Source organism: Marinobacter sp. LM1, assembly GCF_042763285.1.
In the GTDB taxonomy this organism is placed as follows: domain Bacteria; phylum Pseudomonadota; class Gammaproteobacteria; order Pseudomonadales; family Oleiphilaceae; genus Marinobacter; species Marinobacter nauticus.
Map to the genome: position 1 here is coordinate 631,830 of NZ_CP114373.1, position 18,944 is coordinate 650,773.

General features: G+C 58.2%; 18 protein-coding genes and 1 pseudogene. 6 read left to right on the forward strand and 13 right to left on the reverse strand.

The genetic code is table 11. From position 1 onward, the window contains the following. Positions 1-97: 97 nt before the first annotated feature. A pseudogene (locus OZ656_RS02885) lies at positions 98-781 on the forward strand (ATP-binding protein); the annotation flags it as partial. 71 nt (positions 782-852) lie between these two features. Then, positions 853-1,569, forward strand: a complete 717-nt coding sequence (gene trmB / locus OZ656_RS02890; RefSeq protein ID WP_014420388.1) for a tRNA (guanosine(46)-N7)-methyltransferase TrmB — start codon at positions 853-855, stop codon at positions 1,567-1,569. Between the two features lie 2 nt (positions 1,570-1,571). Here trmB and OZ656_RS02895 read toward each other — a convergent pair whose 3' ends face one another. The 10 genes from OZ656_RS02895 to OZ656_RS02940 form a co-directional block, all read right to left on the reverse strand. Beyond that, positions 1,572-2,123 (reverse strand): hypothetical protein, encoded by a 552-nt coding sequence (locus tag OZ656_RS02895; protein ID WP_014420389.1) that lies wholly within the window; start codon positions 2,121-2,123, stop codon positions 1,572-1,574. Beyond that, positions 2,123-3,271 (reverse strand): radical SAM family heme chaperone HemW, encoded by a 1,149-nt coding sequence (gene hemW / locus OZ656_RS02900; RefSeq protein WP_278350757.1) that lies wholly within the window; start codon positions 3,269-3,271, stop codon positions 2,123-2,125. The genes OZ656_RS02895 and hemW overlap by 1 nt, the downstream gene beginning before the upstream one ends. Before the next feature lie 4 nt (positions 3,272-3,275). After that, positions 3,276-3,875, reverse strand: coding sequence for an RdgB/HAM1 family non-canonical purine NTP pyrophosphatase (gene rdgB / locus OZ656_RS02905; RefSeq protein WP_011784074.1), 600 nt, complete (start codon positions 3,873-3,875; stop codon positions 3,276-3,278). A gap of 4 nt (positions 3,876-3,879) precedes the next feature. Beyond that, a complete protein-coding gene (locus OZ656_RS02910) occupies positions 3,880-4,332 on the reverse strand; it encodes a DUF4426 domain-containing protein (RefSeq protein ID WP_011784075.1) in 453 nt (150 codons plus the stop codon). Further along, complete coding sequence (gene metW / locus OZ656_RS02915; RefSeq protein ID WP_011784076.1) at positions 4,329-4,931, reverse strand: methionine biosynthesis protein MetW; 603 nt, start codon at positions 4,929-4,931, stop codon at positions 4,329-4,331. The genes OZ656_RS02910 and metW overlap by 4 nt, the downstream gene beginning before the upstream one ends. Then, the gene (locus tag OZ656_RS02920; RefSeq protein WP_121208266.1) at positions 4,928-6,076 is read right to left on the reverse strand and encodes a homoserine O-acetyltransferase; all 1,149 of its coding nucleotides are present in this window, start codon (positions 6,074-6,076) and stop codon (positions 4,928-4,930) included. Before OZ656_RS02920 ends, metW begins: the two co-directional genes overlap by 4 nt. 171 nt (positions 6,077-6,247) lie before the next feature. Then, a complete protein-coding gene (locus OZ656_RS02925) occupies positions 6,248-8,212 on the reverse strand; it encodes a dynamin family protein (RefSeq protein ID WP_278350756.1) in 1,965 nt (654 codons plus the stop codon). A gap of 261 nt (positions 8,213-8,473) precedes the next feature. After that, the gene (locus tag OZ656_RS02930) at positions 8,474-9,058 is read right to left on the reverse strand and encodes a YggT family protein (RefSeq protein WP_011784079.1); all 585 of its coding nucleotides are present in this window, start codon (positions 9,056-9,058) and stop codon (positions 8,474-8,476) included. Positions 9,059-9,080: 22 nt separating this feature from the next. Beyond that, the gene (gene proC / locus OZ656_RS02935; RefSeq protein ID WP_113879490.1) at positions 9,081-9,914 is read right to left on the reverse strand and encodes a pyrroline-5-carboxylate reductase; all 834 of its coding nucleotides are present in this window, start codon (positions 9,912-9,914) and stop codon (positions 9,081-9,083) included. Positions 9,915-9,976: 62 nt separating this feature from the next. Next, positions 9,977-10,690, reverse strand: a complete 714-nt coding sequence (locus OZ656_RS02940; RefSeq protein ID WP_278350755.1) for a YggS family pyridoxal phosphate-dependent enzyme — start codon at positions 10,688-10,690, stop codon at positions 9,977-9,979. Between the two features lie 52 nt (positions 10,691-10,742). Between OZ656_RS02940 and OZ656_RS02945 the strand changes: the two genes are divergently transcribed. From OZ656_RS02945 to OZ656_RS02955, 3 genes are all read left to right on the forward strand, one after another. After that, complete coding sequence (locus tag OZ656_RS02945) at positions 10,743-11,777, forward strand: type IV pilus twitching motility protein PilT (RefSeq protein WP_011784082.1); 1,035 nt, start codon at positions 10,743-10,745, stop codon at positions 11,775-11,777. Between the two features lie 21 nt (positions 11,778-11,798). Continuing rightward, positions 11,799-12,920 (forward strand): PilT/PilU family type 4a pilus ATPase, encoded by a 1,122-nt coding sequence (locus OZ656_RS02950; protein ID WP_011784083.1) that lies wholly within the window; start codon positions 11,799-11,801, stop codon positions 12,918-12,920. A gap of 146 nt (positions 12,921-13,066) precedes the next feature. Next, positions 13,067-14,503: an OmpP1/FadL family transporter gene (locus OZ656_RS02955; RefSeq protein ID WP_023011731.1), complete on the forward strand. Its 1,437-nt coding sequence runs from the start codon at positions 13,067-13,069 to the stop codon at positions 14,501-14,503. A 37-nt stretch (positions 14,504-14,540) separates the two neighbouring features. Here OZ656_RS02955 and OZ656_RS02960 read toward each other — a convergent pair whose 3' ends face one another. Next, positions 14,541-14,909 carry a hypothetical protein gene (locus OZ656_RS02960; RefSeq protein ID WP_278350754.1) on the reverse strand — a complete coding sequence of 123 codons (369 nt, stop codon included), beginning with the start codon at positions 14,907-14,909 and terminating at the stop codon, positions 14,541-14,543. A 199-nt stretch (positions 14,910-15,108) separates the two neighbouring features. After that, positions 15,109-17,835, reverse strand: coding sequence for a DNA polymerase I (gene polA / locus OZ656_RS02965; RefSeq protein ID WP_278350753.1), 2,727 nt, complete (start codon positions 17,833-17,835; stop codon positions 15,109-15,111). 85 nt (positions 17,836-17,920) lie between these two features. On the opposite strand from polA, the gene OZ656_RS02970 reads away from it, so the two are divergent. Continuing rightward, a complete protein-coding gene (locus OZ656_RS02970) occupies positions 17,921-18,259 on the forward strand; it encodes a DUF2782 domain-containing protein (protein ID WP_278350752.1) in 339 nt (112 codons plus the stop codon). Between the two features lie 13 nt (positions 18,260-18,272). Here OZ656_RS02970 and OZ656_RS02975 read toward each other — a convergent pair whose 3' ends face one another. Beyond that, positions 18,273-18,770, reverse strand: coding sequence for a fibronectin type III domain-containing protein (locus tag OZ656_RS02975; protein WP_226538210.1), 498 nt, complete (start codon positions 18,768-18,770; stop codon positions 18,273-18,275). Positions 18,771-18,944 lie beyond the last annotated feature (174 nt).

Consider the following 18,944-nt stretch of genomic DNA (forward strand, 5'->3'; position numbering starts at 1 on the left):
CACCAATTCAAAAAATATTGTCTCATTAAAATGTGTTTTTTGCAGGCTAACGTCATGATTCCTCGTTGCCACTGTCTCACTTTTTACAGTATATGACAGTGGCAGCAGTCCTCGCCCGGGTGAGATCTCTCTGGCGCACCGGGGGGTGTTGTTTCTGGATGAACTGCCGGAGTTTGAACGGCGGGTCCTGGAAGTGCTGCGGGAACCTATGGAAACTGGCGAAATCTCCATCAGCCGGGCGGCGCGGCAGGTCACTTTCCCAGCGCGATTTCAGGTCGTGGCCGCCATGAACCCATGCCCATGTGGTTACAGTGGTCACCCCAATATCGAGTGCCAGTGCACGCCGGCACAGGTGATGCGTTATCGGGCAAAGATCTCGGGGCCGTTGCTGGATCGGTTCGATCTGCATGTGGAGGTTCCAGTGCAGTCCGGAGAGGTCTTGCTCGGTTCCGGGGCGTCCGGTGAGAGTAGCGCCAGTGTCAGGGCCAGGGTTCTGGCTGCCAGGGCCCGGCAGAAGGCTCGTGGGATGCTCAACTCGGGCCTCTCGGGAGCGTTGCTGGATCAGGCTTGCCGGCTGGATGCGGCCAGTGAGCGGTTGTTGACCCGGGCCATGGAGCGACTGGGGTTGTCGGCCCGGGCGCTCCATCGAATATTACGACTGGCCCGCACCCTGGCGGATCTGGAGGGTGCTGAACACCTGAGCCAGTCGCACCTGATGGAGGCGCTGGGTTACCGCCAACTCGACCGTCAGACTGGCCAGGGGTCGGTTGTCTCCGCCTGAAGCTACTGACTCTGGTAAACTGTGTGCCAGGTTTATTCCACGAGATCCGCTTTGAAGCTTGAGGACACAGAATGACTGACCAGAACGAGACTCAGGATACGAATCCGGTCACCACACGCCGCGGTGTTCGCAGCTTTGTACTGCGCCAGGGGCGGATGACCGAAGGTCAGAAGAAGGCCTTCGATCGCAACTGGGCCAAGTACGGACTGAGCCGTGACAATGGCATGATCGACCCCCGTGAGGTGTTTGGCCGCGATAACATGCTCAACCTGGAGATCGGTTTCGGGATGGGCAAATCCCTTGCCGATATGGCCGAAGCGGCACCCGAGCAGGATTTTATCGGGGTGGAAGTACACCTGCCGGGCGTCGGCGCTTTGTTGAAAGAAGTGGAATCGCGTGGTCTTGAGAACGTGCGGGTTTACAGCATTGATGCCAATGATGTGATTGACCTGTGTCTGCCGGATGCCTGCCTGGACCGGGTGATGGTGTTCTTCCCGGACCCTTGGCACAAGAAAAAGCATCACAAGCGCCGCTTGATCCAGCCGGAATTTGTTCAGCGCATCCGCCATAAGCTGCGGGTGGGCGGTATTCTGCACCTGGCTACTGACTGGGAGAACTACGCTGAGCACATGCTGGAAGTGATGAGCGCGTCAGAAGGCTTTGCCAATACCCAGGAGCAGGGTGGTTATTCGCCCAAGCCTGATGACCGCCCGATCACCAAGTTCGAGAAGCGTGGCGAAAATCTTGGCCACGGAGTATGGGATTTGTTGTTTTATCGCACCAACTGAGTTCAGTGGGAGTGAGTCAGGGGCCTGCGGCGGGAAGCGCGGATGACCACCAGGCCCGCCATGCCAAGTATCAGGCCGGTGAATTTCACCAGCGCCAGAATGGTGGCGGTCAGGCTCAGGGAATCTGAAGGCGGATTGAAGTTATTGAGCAGAACAATGTTTTCCGCTACATCGCTGATGCCTGCGATGACAAACAGGGCGCGCACCCAGCGGGCGACCATCCGTTCCCGGATACCCGGTCTGTCCCGCGTGAAGTGGCGGGTTAATTGAAGCAGCGCGGCCAGGTAGACCACGATGAACACAAAGTCGAGCCACAGTGATAGCCGTGCCATGGCGAGATTGCCGTCCCGCCAGCTGCGCAGAATGGCGTGAGTCTGCTCGGCGGTACCGGCCAGCTGTAAACTGACAATCCCCTGAGGCGCGGCGGCCGTATGCAGTGGCTGGTTCAGCGCCACCAGAACCAGCCACAGTGCCAGTGCAGCCACCAGGGAAACTTTCATGGGCAGCTTCATCGGGCGCATGGGAATAAGCGGTGGGCGCTGGGCTGAGTCCATCAGAGAAAGTGCTCCAGCAGGCTGTTCAGGTATCTTTGCCCCTTTGCCGTCGCCTGCAGACGGTCGGGGACGATCAGGTTTTCATTTCGTAACTGTTCAAGTTTTACCGCAATGGACGACAGCGGTAAACCTGTACGCTCACCGTACAGTCTTTCGTCGGTGCCGCTTTTTAGTCTCAACGCATTCATCATGAATTCCAGGGGCCGGTCTTCCGGCTCTATGGCTTCACTGCCAGCGGTGCGGGAGCCGATCCGGTTGAGATACGCGTCGGGTTGCCGGGTCTTCCAGTATCGCAGGATGCGCCCGTCGGCAAGGCTCACCTTGCCATGGCCGCCTGCCCCAAGGGCCAGATAATCACCGAAGGTCCAGTAATTCAGGTTATGCCGGCTCTGGGCGCCCGGCAGGCACCAGGCGGAGACTTCATAGTCGTCCAGGCCCGCCTGGCGCAGCAGGGCTCCCCCGCGCTGGTATATTTCCCATAGCCGGTCATCGTCCGGCAGGGCGGGTGGTCGGGAGAAAAACTCGGTGTTGGGCTCGATGGTGAGCTGATACCAGGACAGGTGCCGGGGCTGGTAGCTCAACGCTGCCTGTAAATCATCCAGAGCCTGAGTCGGTGTCTGGCCGGGCAGGCCATGCATCAAATCGACATTGAAGTTATCAAAACCGGCCTTGCGGGCGGCTTCAATGGCGCTGTGGGCCGAAGCGCTGTCGTGAATCCGGCCCAGGGTTTTCAGTTGCGCCGGATCAAAGCTTTGAACACCGATGGACAGCCGATTGATGCCTGCCTCCCGGAAGCTCTCGAATCGACCAGTCTCCAGCGTGCCGGGATTGGCCTCCAGGGTGATTTCGGCCTCCGGGCTGAATGTTAGCCGTTTCCGGAGCCGCTCGAACAGGCGGTGGTAGAACGAGCCGCTCATCAGGGACGGGGTTCCGCCACCGATGAATACGGTTTCAATGGGGCGTTCCCGTACCAGGCTCAGATCCTGACCGAGGTCTTCCAGAAGGGCGTTCAGGTAGGCGTGTTCGGGAATCTCTCCCTTGACAGCGTGGGAGTTGAAGTCGCAGTACGGGCATTTGCGCACGCACCAGGGAACGTGAATGTACAGACTCAGGGGCGGGCAGACCGCCACGGGCAGGGTGGCGGTCACAGTATTAAAGCTCCGCCCTGAGTTGGTCCAGAAGGCTGGCCAGAGCCCGTCCCCGATGGCTGATCCTGCCTTTCTGCTCCCGTGTCAGCTCGGCAGCGCTGCATCCATGCTCCGGTACCAGAAAGACCGGGTCGTAACCGAAGCCGCCTTGCCCGCGCGGCTCGGCAAGAATGCGGCCTGGCCAGCGACCATGGCAGATGATCGGCGTGGGATCGTCGGCATGGCGGAGATAAACCAGAACGCAGTGAAACTGAGCGCTGCGCTCTGCTTCTGGCGTGTCTTTCAACGCTGCGAGCAACGCCTCGACATTATCATTGTCGGTTGCCTCTTCGCCGGCAAAGCGGGCGGAGCGAACGCCCGGGCGGCCGTCCAGGGCATCCACGGCCAGGCCACTGTCGTCGGCCAGCGCAGGCAGGCCAGTGACTCTCGCTGCATGGCGGGCTTTGATAATAGCATTCTCAACGAAGGTAACGGCCGGTTCTTCGGCCTCTGATACCCCAAGCTCACCCTGGGCGACCGGCTGCAAGCCAAGTGGCGCGAGCAGATCAGTCAGTTCGGCGATCTTGCCCTTGTTGTTGCTGGCGATGACGAGTTTGCGGGCCATGGTGTCAGTCGTTGAACAGGGTGTGAGAAAAACGGATCGGAAGGTCTTCCTGGTGGCCGCTGGGGCGCGCCGTGACGTTGAACGTCATCAGATCTCCGGATTGATACTGGTACTGGGCAATGAAGTACACGGCATCACCTTCCTGAATGCGCCGGAACGCCAGAAAGTTCACCTGCTGGATATCGTTGGAGACCTGGCCTTCCACCTGCCCACTGACGGGCTGGATCTGGCCGTGCTCGTCTTCGGTCATGATCGAGATGTTAACGATGCCGATCCCCCGGCTGCGTTGCAGATTGTTGGCCTGTGCCACTTCCGGCGCCAGGAAGGTGCTGGGGAGCACGCTCCAGTGCACCTGATATTCTCCGAAATCCTTTTGTCCGGCCTGGCTGGTGATCGATACCAGCATGAGCCCGAATGCCAGAAACAGTGTCTTGCTTGCAGTCAGAAGGTTCATCATGTGCTCTCCCGTGTGATGCGGTATATGGCGATTTCCCCCAACAGATTGGGCCAGAGCCGCGCCAGCCAGCTGTTCTGATGCTGCCCGTCCACTACCCGGCGGCTTTTGATCTTGATGCCTTTCTGCCGGCACAGCGCTTCAAAATCCTTGAAAGTGCAGAGGCGGATATTGGGGGTGTTATACCATTTATACGGCAGTGCATCGGATTCGGGCATTCGGCCGCTCAGCGCCAGGCCCCAGCGCAGTCGCCAGTGGGCAAAGTTGGGGAAGGTGACGATGCCTTCGCGACCCACCCTCAGCATTTCATCAATGACTTTGTCGGGGCGGCGTACCGCCTGCAGGGCCTGAGTCATCAGGACAATATCGAACATGCCATCATCGAAGTTGTCGAGGCCCTGGGTATCCAGGTTCTGCTCGATCACCCGTACGCCGCGGCCCATACAGGTGGTGATGTGGTCCGGGTTGATCTCAAGGCCAAATCCGGTGGCATTGCGCTCCCGTTGCAGGAAATCCAGCAGGGTGCCGTCGCCGCAACCCAGGTCGAGGATGTGGTGGCCCGGGCGCACCCATTGTTGAATAATTTCAAGATCTGCTCTCATGCGCCGACCTCCCGAGCTACCCGGTCCATATACGCAGTAAAGATGTCGGTGTATCTGGGGGTCGGGATCAGGAAGGCATCGTGGCCCCAGGGTGCATCAATTTCGGCATAGCTTACGCGCTTTCTGGCCGAAATCATGGCATTGACCATTTCCTCGGAGCGCGCCGGCGAGAATCGCCAGTCGGTGCTGAAGGACAGTACCAGGTATTCACATTGTGCCGGCGCCAGTGCCTTGGACAGATCGCCGCCGAAGTCGTAGGCGGGATCGAAGTAATCCAACGCCCGGGTCATCAACAGATAGGTGTTGGCGTCGAAGGTTTCGGAAAAACGCTCACCCTGGTAGCGCAGGTAGCTTTCCACCTGGAACTCGGCGTCGAATCCGAATTTGTAGGCTTCCTCACGCAGTTCACGGCCAAATTTTTCGCCCATGGAGGCGTCTGAAAGATAGGTGATGTGGCCAACCATCCGGGCCAGCATCAGGCCGCGCTTCGGCACCAGATTCTCGTCGTAATAGCGGCCTTCGAAAAATTCCCGGTCCGAAGTGATGGCTTGCCGTGCGACTTCGTTGAAGGCGATGTTCTGTGCGGTCAGGCGTGGAGTCGAGGCGATGACCACGGAATGCCTTAGCCGGTCCGGGTAGTCCAGGCTCCACTGCAGGGCCTGCATGCCTCCGAGGGAGCCGCCAACCACAGCGGCCCATTGCTGAATGCCCAGATGATCCGCCAGTCGGGCCTGGCTGGCGACCCAGTCAGCCACGGTAACGACCGGGAAATCCGGACCATAGGGTTTGCCGGTTTCCGGGTTGTTGGAGTTGGGGCCGGTGCTGCCGTGGCAGCCACCGAGATTGTTCAGGCTGACCACGAAAAACCGATTGGTATCAATGGGCTTGCCGGGGCCGATACAGCTGTCCCACCAGCCCGGCTTGCGGTCGTCCAGCGAGTGGTAGCCAGCGGCATGGTGATGGCCGCTGAGTGCGTGGCAGATCAGTACCGCATTGCTGGCATCGGCGTTGAGTTTGCCATAGGTTTCCACCACCAGATCGTAGCTTTCCAGCGTCTGGCCGCAGGCCAGCTCCAACGGCTTGTCGAAGTGGATGGTCTTCGGGCTTACAAGGCCCACGGAATCCGAGGGCAGGGAATCAGGCATGGGTGTGATGAGTTCCTGGTTCGGTCCACTGGTGTCTGGCCACAGGCCTTGGTTGGCTCCGGAACTGGCGCCAGCACTGCAGTTTAAAGGCGGGGGGAGGTTGCTGCAACCGGCGTTTAGGGTGCCTGTCTGGCGAGTCGCACCAAAGTAGTGCGGCTCGCCAGTGCCTGGTTACATGGCGCCGGAAATATTGACGACTTTTTGCTGGATCATCGTGGGCGCCGGCTTGCGAATCTGGCGCATCATGGCGTCGGCCAGTTCCAGCTGCTTGCGGAGGTCTGCCGTGGCATGATCCAGACGCTGGCGTTCGGCCCGGCTGTCCCGATCGGTGCGAACCATGTCGCGCAGGCGGCGGATCTGGTGCTCAAGCAGCTGTTTCTGTTCCATGGAGAACTGCATGATTGGCAGCAGGGCTTCGTGTGGCCAGCGCTCTACATCTTTGCGCACCCGGCTATGCAGCGTGCGGGCCTCGCTCACCATCACATTGAAGAAGCGGCGGACCACCGTTGACTGTTCCGACAGCAGATTCTTCGGGTTATTGCGGAAACGTCGGGCTTTCTTGCGCAATTCGCGAATGGCAATCACATGCCGGCCGGCCCGTAGCGGAATGGGCTCCAGGTGCCGGGCGCGGGTGTCTTCGTTGTATCTGCGATAGATGGCGCCTACCATTTTCTCCGCGAGCCGCCCTTCGCTCAGCAGGTTAGTGAGGTCGCTCTCCAGGAGTTCGAAAAAGTGTTCCATGGCCCGGTTCATGCCGGCCGTGGTCCAGCTTTTCGACATCATTTTCCGTACCTGGCTGGCGTGCTGCTCAAAGCGATCTTCGCTGACCAGCTTGGTGAGCATGTCACCCTGGGATTCCATCAGCCGGCGCGATGAACGCAGAGTGATCAGCTTCTTGTAGTAGAAGTCATAATCCTTCTGGGCCCGTTCCGCGAGCCGGGACAGTGCGGCTTTGTCGAGGGTGGCGCCGGCGCAGGCCTGGCGTTCTTCTTCCAGGGCATCCAGGCGGTACTGCATGGCCGCCTGGCTGTTCTGTAGCATTCCCAGCAAGTCGTTGATCAGGTTCTGGGTAATCAGCTGCTCCTTATGCATCAGGATGCGCTGAATGATCAGCTGCTCCAGCTTACCGATGTTGGAGCGGTCGAACAGGCTGTTGTCTTTGCGAACCCGTGCCAGCAATCCCTGTTTTGCAGAGAGAGGAATAACGTCCTGCTGGCGGATGCCCAGATGGTCCGCGGTGTAGTTGCGAACACGGTCAATGGATTCCTGGGTGTGCTTCTCGCCCTGAAGGTCGTCCCATAGAACGTCGATCTTGTTGAGAACTGCAAACCGGCCGGCCCGGTGGTCGGCGTGCTCGGTATCGATATGCTCTTTCCAGATCGTCATGTCACTGGCTGTGACGCCAGTATCCGCGCTGAGCACAAAGATAACGGCATGGGCCCGGGGCAGCATGCTGATGGTCAGTTCGGGTTCCGAGCCAAGGGCGTTCAGGCCCGGAGTATCAAGAATGCGCAGGCCGCGCTCGAACAGGGGGTGGCGAATGCTGATCTGGGCATTACGCCAGGCCGGTACCAGCACATTACCGGGATTATTGCGATCGTGTTCCAGCATGGCCTCGTCGAAGCCCAGCTCCCGGGCCTCTTCCGGGCTCACGCTCTTGATCCGGGCAACTTCCGCCAGCACTTCGCGCATGACGTCCGGATTGCGCTCGTCGAGCTCATGCCGAATCCACTGTTCCGGCTTCTTGCGCAGCTGTTGCAGAGACAGATCGCCTGTGCGGGTTTCGATCGGGAGCAAAAGCAGATAGTTCTGGTTGGCGCTGCGATCAAAAAACAGCTCGGTCGGACACATGGTGGTGCGCCCGGCCTGGGATGGCAGCATGCGCTGGCCGTATTCCGAGAAAAACAGGGCGTTGATCAGCTCCGTCTTGCCACGGGAGTATTCACCAACAAAAGCGATGGTCAGCTCATCCTCAATGAGCAGCTCCAGTCCGTGACGAATACGGGTGCTGATGTCTTCTGAAAACAGGTTGTTATCCTGCAGCCACAGCCGATAGCGGCCAATCTGCCGGATCAGTTCCTTTTTCCAGTTGTGATACGCCTCAACCTGCTGCGACAGAGTTCCCTGCGGGTTCATCGGATAATCCTTCTGCGCGACTTCCGGGTATGTCCTGAGTGAGTCAGTGATGGTGAACACGTGTCGCCAATCGCTCGCCCAGATTAAATGCGTTTAATAATAACCTGTTTTGTTAATGTTTGAGGGTGCGCGAGTCGGCATTTCAGGGAATGGGGCGGGATCTTTCATTAAAAAGGCTGACAATTCATAAGGTTGAATTGTCAGCCGGCGATAGTAACAAATCAGTGTATTGTGTAACGAAATGTATATTCGAGACGCGTGTTACATTCCGAGCCCGATTGAGCCCAGCCCGGCCGCCACTTTCATGTGATCAATGACCACGGTAATCACGTTCAGAATCAGGAACACGATGATTGGCGAAAGATCCAGGCCGCCCATGGAGGGCATGATATTGCGCACGGGGCGCATCACCGGTTCGGTGATCTGAGCCACCAGTTGAATGGCCGGGTGGCCACTCTGGGGGGCAATCCAGCTGACCACAACCACGGCAATGACCGACCAGAAGTAGATCTTCACGATCAGGCTGAGCACGTTCAGCACGGCCCAAACCAGCAGAGTAACCGGATTGATGGCGGGAATGCCGCCGTTCAGTGCGACCAGAATGAGGAAGAACGTAATGGCCTGGATTAAAACCGCCAATACCAGGGATGCGCCGTCAATGCCGCCCCAGCCCGGAATGAAACGCCGCAGGGGACGCAGTGGCGGGTTGGTGGCCTTGACCACAAATTGTGAAATGGGATTGTAGAAATCCGCCCGCGCCAGCTGCAACAGAAACCGCAGCAAAACGATGGTCATATAGAAAGTGGACGCAATCAGCAGGATCGTAATGACAATATCTGCCAGCATGAAGCTGAGTCTCCGTTATCGGTTACTGTTTATCGGCCAGTTCTCTGGACATCTCGCGTGAGCGCTCGAAGGCGGCGCTGTAGGCTTTTTTTACCAGATCGCGCAGGCCGCCTTCCTCGAAGGTGTTGATGGCTCGTTCAGTGGTGCCACCGGGGGACATCACGTTGCGTTTGAGCTGGCCGGGGTCATCCTCGCTGCGCGCGGCCATCTCGGCGGCTCCGGCCATGGTCTGAATGGCGAGGGCGCGAGCCGTTTCGGACTCAATGCCGGCTTCGGTCGCGGCGGACTCAAGTGCTTCCAGCATCAGGAAGAAATAAGCGGGGCCGCTGCCGGAAAGGGCGGTTACGCTGTGCAGAAGGTTTTCGTCGTCAACCCACAGCGCCGAGCCGATGCTCTCGAATACTTTCTGAACCGCATTTCTCTGATCGTCTTTCACCTGGCTGTTGGCGAACAGGCCGGCGGCCCCTTTGCCCACCAGAGACGGGGTGTTGGGCATCACCCGAACCAGAGGCAGCCCGCCACCAAGCCAGGTATCCAGTGTGTCGGCCGTCAGCCCGGCCGCAATGGAAACCATCAGCGGGCGGGTGTTCTGAACTACCGGGGCAATGTCCCGGCAAACGTCGCCCATCACCTGGGGTTTGACCGCAAGCACCACAATGTCCGCCTGCTGGGCGCAATAGCGGTTGTCGGTGGTAACACTGACGCCGAAGCGCTTGCGGATCGACTGAAGATGGCCGTCATCCGGGGCGCTCACCCAGATGTCGCCGGCCTGAAATCCGCTATCCAGCATACCGCCGATGATGGCGCTGGCCATGTTGCCGGCGCCGATGAAAGAGATGGTGGGTGATCTGCTCAAGGTTCACTCCCGGTCTTGATCGTTTGAATCGTTGGTTCGGATGATAGCAGGAACCGCAGCGTTCAGCTCTGGCTGTGTTTGGCCGGGCGGGCGCCGAACAGGGCCGTACCGACACGAACCCAGGTGGCACCTTCGGCAATAGCCATTTCCAGATCATCTGACATGCCCATGGAAAGGGTGTCCAGCGGGCCGGCTTCAGGATGCCCCTGCCGCAGCTTTGTCAGGGTGGAGGCCAGCTTCCGGAAGCTCAGCCGCAGCTCGGCCTCGGGTTGGTCCGGGTCCGGAATTGCCATTAATCCCCGCAGGCGCAGATTGGGCAGTTCGCCAATGGCCTCGAGCAGCTCATCAATCTCGTCCAGCGTGCAGCCGGACTTGCTGTCCTCATTGTTGATGTTCACCTGCAGACAGATGTTGAGCGGCGGCAGGGTCTCTGGCCGTTGTTCGCTGAGCCTGCGAGCGATCTTCAATCGATCCACGCTGTGAACCCAGGCAAAGGCTTCGGCAATCTGGCGGGTTTTGTTGGACTGGATCGGGCCAATGAAATGCCACTCTATACCCTCTATGCCGGAGAGCGCCTGCATTTTGTCCAGGGCTTCCTGCAGGTAGTTCTCGCCAAACGCGACCTGGCCGGCCTCAAAAGCGGCCTTCAGATCCTCCGCCGGGCGGGTCTTGCTCACCGCCAGAAGGCGCACGCTGCCGGGCTCCCGGCCAGCCTGCAATGTTGCTTTTTGTATGCGTCGGGTTACGCTCCCGATGTTGTCTGCTATGCTGCTCATAATGTGAGTTTGCCGCTTCTGGACTAAAAGAAAAAGCCCTCCGAGGAATCCTATGGATATTACTGAACTGCTTGCCTTTTCGGCCAAACAGGGTGCGTCGGATTTGCACCTGTCTGCCGGTTTGCCCCCAATGATTCGTGTCGACGGCGATGTACGCCGGATCAACCTGCCCCCCATGGAGCACAAAGAAGTGCACGGGTTGATCTACGACATCATGAACGACAAGCAGCGTAAGGACTACGAAGAGTTCCTGGAAACCGACTTCTCGTTCGAAGTTCCCGGCGTGGCCCGCTTCCGGGTTAACGCCTTCAACCAGAATCGTGGCGCCGGCGCGGTATTCCGTACCATCCCGTCGAAAGTTCTGACCATGGAAGATCTGGGCATGGGCCAGGTTTTCAAGGATATTTCTTCCGTGCCTCGTGGTCTGGTACTGGTAACCGGGCCTACCGGTTCCGGTAAGTCCACCACCCTGGCGGCGATGATGGATTACATCAACGATACCCGCTACGAGCACATCCTCACCATCGAGGACCCGATCGAATTCGTGCACGAATCCAAGAAGTGTCTGGTGAACCAGCGGGAAGTGCATCGGGATACCCTGGGCTTTAACGAAGCCTTGCGTTCGGCCCTGCGGGAAGACCCGGACATCATTCTGGTAGGTGAGCTCCGGGACCTGGAAACCATTCGTCTGGCACTGACCGCTGCGGAAACCGGCCACCTGGTCTTCGGCACCCTGCACACCACCTCCGCCGCGAAAACCATCGACCGGGTAGTGGATGTATTCCCTGCGGAAGAAAAGTCCATGGTTCGCTCCATGCTGTCGGAATCACTGCAGGCGGTTATCTCCCAGACCCTGATGAAGAAAATGGGCGGCGGCCGTATTGCCGCCCACGAAATCATGATCGGCACCGCCGCCATCCGGAACCTGATCCGGGAAGACAAGATTGCCCAGATGTACTCGGCCATCCAGACCGGTGGTTCCCTGGGTATGCAGACGCTGGACCAGTGCCTGGAGCGCTTGTTGCAGAAAGGTCTGATCTCCCGCGAGGCTGCGCGGGCCAAGGCGAAGATGCCTGATAACTTCTGATACTGAAAACTGGGTAGAAAAATGGAATTCGAGAAACTGTTACGGCTGATGGTAGAAAAGGGTGGTTCAGACCTGTTTATCACGGCAGGGGTGCCCCCCAGCATGAAGGTGAACGGTAAGGTGTTGCCCGTTACCAAGAATGCCCTGACGCCAGAACAGACGCGGGAATTTGTCTACGGCGCCATGAACGACAAGCAGCGCGCCGAGTTCGAAGAAACCCACGAATGCAACTTTGCCATCAGTGCCCGGGGCATTGGCCGCTTCCGGGTGTCGGCATTCTTCCAGCGCAACCTTTGCGGCATGGTGCTTCGCCGGATTGAGGTGAAAATCCCCCAGATTGACGATCTGTCGCTGCCGGAGATCATCAAGGATCTGGCCATGACCAAGCGTGGCCTGATCATGTTTGTGGGTGCAACCGGTACCGGTAAGTCCACCTCGCTGGCGGCCATGCTTGGCCATCGCAACCGCAACAGTCGCGGCCATATCATCTCCATCGAAGACCCGATCGAATTCGTGCATCAACACCAGGGCTGTATCGTGACCCAGCGGGAAGTGGGTATTGATACCGAAAGCTTTGAGGTGGCTCTGAAGAACACTCTGCGGCAGGCGCCGGATGTCATTCTGATTGGTGAGGTGCGGACACGCCAGACCATGGAATACTCGGTTCAGTTCGCCGAAACCGGCCACCTGTGTCTGGCCACCCTGCACGCCAACAACGCTAACCAGGCGCTGGACCGGATTATCCAGTTCTTTCCGCCGGAGCAGCACAACCAGATCTGGATGGATCTGTCTCTGAACCTGAAGGCCATCGTCGCCCAGCAACTGGTTCCCACGCCGGACGGCAAGGGGCGTAAGGCGGTTATCGAGGTATTGATCAACACCCCGCTGGTGGCAGACCTGATCCGCAAGGGCGAAGTGCACAAACTCAAAGAGCTGATGGCAAAATCGAACGAGTCTGGCATGCAGACCTTCGATCAGGCTCTGTACAAACTGTATGCCGAGGGTTCCATCACCTACGAAGATGCCCTTGCGCACGCAGATTCCGCCAACGATCTGCGCCTGATGATCAAGCTGGGTGCCGACGCCCAGGGTGCAGACAAGCTGTCTTCCTCCGTCGACAAACTCACCATTCAGGACGACTGACGTCCTCGTCTTCCGCCCCCGTTCACCGGGGGCGGCATCTAATACCAAAGTTGTAATTGGTTAGCGGCGCGAACCAGTAGCTTTGGCATTTGAGGCAGTTGCCATGTGCTGCGTATACTCCGCGCGATTCTAAAAAAGGAGACACCATGCACAAAAATACCAACGCACTCGTAAAAGCGATCCGTTTGGCGACGCTGGCAGCCGTAGCAGCACCAGCCAGTGTTCTGGCCGGCGGTTTTTCCCTGAACGAGCAGAGCGCCAGCCAGATGGGCGTGGCCAATGCCGGCGCTGCCGCCAACCCTGAGAATGCCACCACGGTTCTGTTCAACCCGGCCGGTATGAGCCAGCTTTCCGGCACCAATATTTCGTTTGGTGCGGCGGTGTTGGATATTGATGCTGAGGCGAAAAGTGGTGCGAAAGCGGTTAACCAGCTCGGCGGTGACGTAGAGGGATCCCGCGGTGGTGATATTGCTGATCCTGCGGTTCTGCCGAATTTCTATCTGACCCACGAAATCAACGATTCCATCGATGTAGGCTTCGGCATCCATGCGCCATACGGTCTGGCGGCAGACTACGACAATGACTTTGTGGGCCGTTACTTTGCCGACAAGACCGAGCTGACGGCGATTGCCTTTACGCCCTCTATTGCCATTAATAACGGCAAAGGCCTTTCAATGGGGGCAACGCTGAACATCATGTACGCCGAGGGCCGACTCAGTAAGTTCCAGGATATTCGAGGTGGGTTGGTTCAACGGGGGTTGCCACCAGCTCAAGCCAACGGGCTTGCAACGCAGTATGAGCAAGCATTTGGAGCTCCGTATGCGGATATTGAGGGCGATGATGTTGCAATCAATTTCCGGGTTGGTTTTTTGTACGAGCTGTCTGAGCAGACTCAAATCGGTTTGACTGCTCAAACAGGCACCGAGTTCGAGCTTGAAGGCGAAATTGAGCTTGAGGGCTATCCGGCTCCGAGTGCTCAGTCTCCCTTTGGTTTGGCACCGCAGACCCTGACCGAAAACGTTACGGTACCTCTCGCGATTCCTGAAAGCGCCACGCTGGGCTTGCGCCATCGATTGACTGATAATGTTACCCTTTTGGCGGGTGCTACTTATGCCCGTTGGAGTCGATTCGAAGAACTCGACATCAACAGTCGTGAGGGGCAATCGGGTGAGGTTTCGGCTGAGATTGGTCGAGTAGGTGATATGCCCATCACCCACATCACCGAAGAGTGGAAGAACACGTGGCAGTTCAACGTGGGTGGTATTTGGCAGGCTACGCCCGAGTGGGCTCTCAAAGCTGGCTATGCCTTTGATGAATCACCGGTCGACCAGTATGTTACCGCTCGTATTCCCTCTGAAGATCGCCATTGGCTCACCTTGGGTACTCAGTGGAAGGACGTGCAAAGTGGCTGGACGGTTGATGTGGCGGTAGGCACGCTGATCTTTGCCGACGACGCCAAGGTTGATGATCGTGAGTACAGTCACGCTGATCCGACGGGCCAGCCGATCTCAAATGCAAACTACCAGGCTGAATATGAACTCAGCGCCTGGAGCGCCGCATTCGAAGTCAGCAAAGCCTTCTGATTCTCGAATAGCCCTCTGAGGCTGATTCCTTCCGGAATCAGCCCACCACCTGGCCCCGGTAGATCACCTTTTTCTGCCGGGGGCAGTCAGGTTCCGACAGTTCCTCTGTAGCTTTTTTGGCACCTTCCTCCGCTATGGGTTGTCCGCGGTACATCCGTGGCGCAATTTCCTCTTCGATATTGGCGGTATTCAGCTCCGGTACTCTCTGTTTAAGCGCTTCCCAGGTATGAACCAGATGCTTTGAACGGGTTTTACGGGCGTACTCGGCCAGGTGTTGCTCCAGGCCATCTTCGTTAAGGTGCAGTTTTACGCCGAATTCAGACTGGATAAGCCGGCGGCACTGATGCACGAGTTTCAGAAGACTGGGGTCGAACAGCCAGTTGCGTTCGCTGGTTGCGGAATTCATCGCTTGGACCTCGCATTGGTGTCACTGCATGGGGCGAAGGGCCCCGAGACATCGGAGGACAATGCAGAATTCGTGCCTCAGTGCCGATGGCCGTCTTTGCTGGTGTCTGCGAGGGTGTGGGCGGAGAGTCTGCCCTGTTCCTGTGCCCGGAAGCGGGATGTTGTTCAGAAACAGGGCGTTATCCGAAGTTGCGGGGCTTTTAGTGAGCCTGGTCCCAGTTGTCACCCACACCGGCTTCCACCAGCAGTGGCACATCCAGGCTGGCGGCGGCGGACATGCGCTTGACCAGGCCTTCTTTGACTTTGTCTACGGCCTCTTCGCGAACTTCGATGATCAGTTCGTCGTGGACCTGCATGGTCATGCAGGCATCGTTCGCGTGTTCTCTGCGTAGCCAGTTGTCTACCTCGATCATGGCCCGCTTGATGATATCGGCGGCCGTGCCCTGCATGGGCGCATTGATGGCGGTGCGCTCGGCGGCCTGCTGCAGCTGCTTGTTACGTGCGTTGATCTCTGGCAGGTACAGGCGGCGGCCGTAGAGCGTTTCCACGTAGCCGTCGTCATGGGCCTGTTTGCGGATGTTGTCCATGTATTTGAGTACGCCGGGGTAACGCTCGAAATACCGGTCGATGTACTCCTGAGCGGTTTTCCGGTCCACTTCCAGCTGGCGCGAGAGTCCGAATGCCGACATCCCGTAGATCAGCCCGAAGTTGATCGCCTTGGCACTTCGGCGCTGGGCGCCGGTTACCTCATCCACCGCCACGCCGAAGACTTCGGCTGCGGTGGCCTTGTGAATGTCTTCGCCGTGCTCGAACGCAGTCAGTAACCCTTTGTCGCCAGACAGGTGGGCCATGATGCGAAGCTCAATCTGGGAGTAGTCGGCGGCCAGCAGCTTGTAGCCTTTCGGGGCAATAAATGCCTGGCGTATGCGTCGGCCTTCCTGGGTCCGAATCGGAATGTTCTGCAGGTTGGGTTCCGATGAAGACAAACGTCCTGTCGCTGTCACTGCCTGATGATAGGAAGTGTGCACTCGCCCGGTGCGGTGGTGGATAAGCTCGGGAAGGGTGTCAGTGTAAGTGGACTTCAGCTTGCTTAAACTGCGGTGCTCGACAATCAGCCGGGGCAGTTCGTGCTCGTGGGCCAGCTCCTGCAGAACCGGCTCGGCCGTAGACGGGGCGCCCTTGGGTGTCTTTTTGATGACCCGCAGGCCAAGTTTGTCGTAAAGGATGGCCTGCAATTGTTTGGTGGAGCCCAGGTTGAAAGCTTCGCCGGCAACCTCGTGCGCTTCCTTCTCCAGTTCAGCCATGCGCTCGGCAAGTTCCTGGCTGTGCTGGCGCAGCGTGCTGGCACTGATCAGAGTGCCCCGCTGTTCCATCCGGGACAGCACAGGGACCAGCGGCAGGTCGATTTCCCGGTAGACAGATTCCAGTTTGCCGGTGTTTTTCAGCTTCGGGGCAAGAGTCTGGTGCAGGCGCAGAGTGATGTCAGCGTCTTCGGCGGCGTAGGGCCCCGCTCTTTCCAGATCGATCTGGTTGAAGGTCAGTTGCTTGGCACCTTTGCCAGCAATCGATTCGTAGGTGATGGTTTCTTCATCAAGATAGGTTCGGGCCAGGCTGTCCATGTCGTGGCGGGTGCCGACCGAATTCAGCACGTAGGACTCCACCATGGTGTCCTCGGCGATGCCCTCCAGCTGTATGTCATGGTTGGCCAGCACATTTTTGTCGTACTTGAGGTTCTGCCCGACCTTTTTGTGTTTCGGGTCTTCGAGCAGCGGCTTCAGCTGTTCCAGTACCGAGTCACGGTCCAGTTGTTCCGGGGCGCCCATGTAGTCGTGGCCCAGTGGCACGTAAGCGGCCTTTCCCGGCTCGACGGCAAACGACACGCCGACAATTTCGGCATCCATGTAGCGGAGGCTGGTGGTTTCGGTGTCGAAGGCGAACAGATCGGAATCTTTGAGTTTTTTCAGCCACTCGTCCAGGTCCGCCTGCTCGGTAATGACTTGATATTGCTTCTCCACCGAAGGTTTCGGCTGTGGCTGGCTATTCTGGGAGCCGTCGTCTGATGAGGAGCCGTTTTCCAGTTCCGCGATCCAGGTGCGGAATTCGTACTCTTTGAAGAGCTCCAACAGACTGGCGTCGTCCTGCTGGCGTTCCTGAAGATCTTCCAGCCCGAATTCGAGTTCCACATCGGTCCGGATGGTGGCCAGCTCCCGGCTCAGGGGCAGGGTGTCGGTTGCTTCCCTGAGGTATTCGCCGATCTTGCCCTTGATTTCGTCGGCATGTTCAATGAGGTTGTCGAGGTTGTCGTAGCTCTGCAGCCATTTGACGGCGGTTTTCGGGCCGCATTTGTTTACACCGGGAATGTTATCGACTTTGTCACCCACCAGGGCGAGGTAATCGATGATCTGCTCCGGGGTAACACCAAACTTTTCAACGACCCCGTCCCGGTCCATGGCGGTTTCGGTCATGGTGTTGATGAGGGTCACGTGGTCGCTGACCAGTTGGGCCATGTCCTTGTCGCCGGTAGACACGACCACATCGATGCCCTTGCTGGTGGCTTCATGGGCCAGGGTGCCGATGACATCGTCGGCCTCGACGCCGGGCACGATCAACAGCGGTAAGCCCATCGCCCTGACAATCTCGTGAATGGGCTCAATCTGTACCGCCAGATCATCCGGCATGGGGGGGCGATTGGCTTTGTATTCCTCATACATGTCGTGCCGGAAAGTCTTGCCCTTGGCATCAAATACCACCACGGTTTTTGAGCCCGGAAAGTCCTGTTCAATCCGCCGCAACATGCTGATTACGCCTTTGATGGCGCCAGTCGGGTGATTCTTGCTGGTGGTCAGTGGCGGCAGGGCATGGTAGGCACGGAACAGGTAAGACGATCCGTCCACCAGAACCACGGGAGGGTTGGTTTGTTCAGTCATATCAAAACAGGTCCGGATTCTGATTGAAGCGTGGATTGGCTTGTGCAACTCTAGCCAGAAAGATGAACCAAAGGGTACCACGAAAATGAAACGAATCGCCTGTTCCGCCCTGCTGTGGGGCTGCTTCTCTGCGCCGTTGCTGGCCCAGGATGAAGGGGCTCTGGATGCCACCCCGGTGGTTACCCCTCAGGAACCTGTGGTTATTTCCGATTACCAGCCGCCGGAGGGTGGTGCGGAGATTGTTATTCGCCCCGGCGAGAAAGAAGTGTTTTATGAGTATCGGGTGAATGGCCAGCTGATGGAGATCAAAGTGGTGCCTGACATTGGCCCGGAATACTACCTGGTGCCGGCCGACGGCGGTGGCTGGGTTCAGGATACCGAGTCCGACCTGCTCGTGCCCAGTTGGGTGATCTTCCGCTGGTAACCCGTCCTTCCGGTCAGATCAGGTTGACCTCAACCGGGTCTGATCGCCTGCTTTCCAGGCCATCCACATCAATGGTTGTGATTGAGAACTCGTAGGCGCCGGGCTGCATCTCCGACAGGGTGTATCGGGTTTTGCTGCCATCGTTCAGCGGAATGACGCTGAAGCTCTCCTGATGTTTCAGTCGGTAATAGATGCGGTAACCGGCAATCTGACCAGGTGTCAGTGCTGAGCCGTCTTCACGGGTGAGCGGTGGGTTCCATACCAGGGTCTTCGGGATGTCGGCGCCAGGTGGCTGTGGCGTTTCCTGATCGTCCGGCTGGCTTTGGCCGAGCGTGGCAAGCAGGTCGCCCTGCGCCTGTTTCAGGCGGCTGTCTGCCATCTCCGAAGCGCGTTTTGAATCCAGTTTACTGGCTCGCGTGTCTTCCTGGCAGCCGGCCAGAAGTATGGCAAACAGGCAAAGGAGTGTGGCCGCGGTTCGTGACAGCGGACTGGGATAAAGCGTTCTCTTCATAACTACTCGCATACGGGGCGCTGCAGGCGCGCCCTCTGGTATTCGTTCGTATGGAGCCTGAATACAACCGGGAGACGGGCTTCGTTAAAACAGTGTGCGATTATGCCAGCGAGTATTCTGTGATCAAGTGAATAATCGGTAAAAACCCCTATCTGTGTTTAGTATGAACATTCT

Coding starts and splice junctions, on each gene's coding strand:
- OZ656_RS02925 (WP_278350756.1), bottom strand. CDS start 8,212: ATGAACCCGCAGGGAACTCTGTCGCAGCAGGTTGAGGCGTATCACAAC.
- rdgB (WP_011784074.1), bottom strand. CDS start 3,875: ATGGCCCGCAAACTCGTCATCGCCAGCAACAACAAGGGCAAGATCGCC.
- metW (WP_011784076.1), bottom strand. CDS start 4,931: ATGAGAGCAGATCTTGAAATTATTCAACAATGGGTGCGCCCGGGCCAC.
- OZ656_RS02975 (WP_226538210.1), bottom strand. CDS start 18,770: ATGAAGAGAACGCTTTATCCCAGTCCGCTGTCACGAACCGCGGCCACA.
- OZ656_RS02930 (WP_011784079.1), bottom strand. CDS start 9,058: ATGCTGGCAGATATTGTCATTACGATCCTGCTGATTGCGTCCACTTTC.
- OZ656_RS02895 (WP_014420389.1), bottom strand. CDS start 2,123: ATGGACTCAGCCCAGCGCCCACCGCTTATTCCCATGCGCCCGATGAAG.
- OZ656_RS02960 (WP_278350754.1), bottom strand. CDS start 14,909: ATGAATTCCGCAACCAGCGAACGCAACTGGCTGTTCGACCCCAGTCTT.
- OZ656_RS02970 (WP_278350752.1), top strand. CDS start 17,921: ATGAAACGAATCGCCTGTTCCGCCCTGCTGTGGGGCTGCTTCTCTGCG.
- OZ656_RS02950 (WP_011784083.1), top strand. CDS start 11,799: ATGGAATTCGAGAAACTGTTACGGCTGATGGTAGAAAAGGGTGGTTCA.
- OZ656_RS02910 (WP_011784075.1), bottom strand. CDS start 4,332: ATGATGAACCTTCTGACTGCAAGCAAGACACTGTTTCTGGCATTCGGG.
- trmB (WP_014420388.1), top strand. CDS start 853: ATGACTGACCAGAACGAGACTCAGGATACGAATCCGGTCACCACACGC.
- OZ656_RS02955 (WP_023011731.1), top strand. CDS start 13,067: ATGCACAAAAATACCAACGCACTCGTAAAAGCGATCCGTTTGGCGACG.
- OZ656_RS02945 (WP_011784082.1), top strand. CDS start 10,743: ATGGATATTACTGAACTGCTTGCCTTTTCGGCCAAACAGGGTGCGTCG.
- OZ656_RS02920 (WP_121208266.1), bottom strand. CDS start 6,076: ATGCCTGATTCCCTGCCCTCGGATTCCGTGGGCCTTGTAAGCCCGAAG.
- OZ656_RS02940 (WP_278350755.1), bottom strand. CDS start 10,690: ATGAGCAGCATAGCAGACAACATCGGGAGCGTAACCCGACGCATACAA.
- polA (WP_278350753.1), bottom strand. CDS start 17,835: ATGACTGAACAAACCAACCCTCCCGTGGTTCTGGTGGACGGATCGTCT.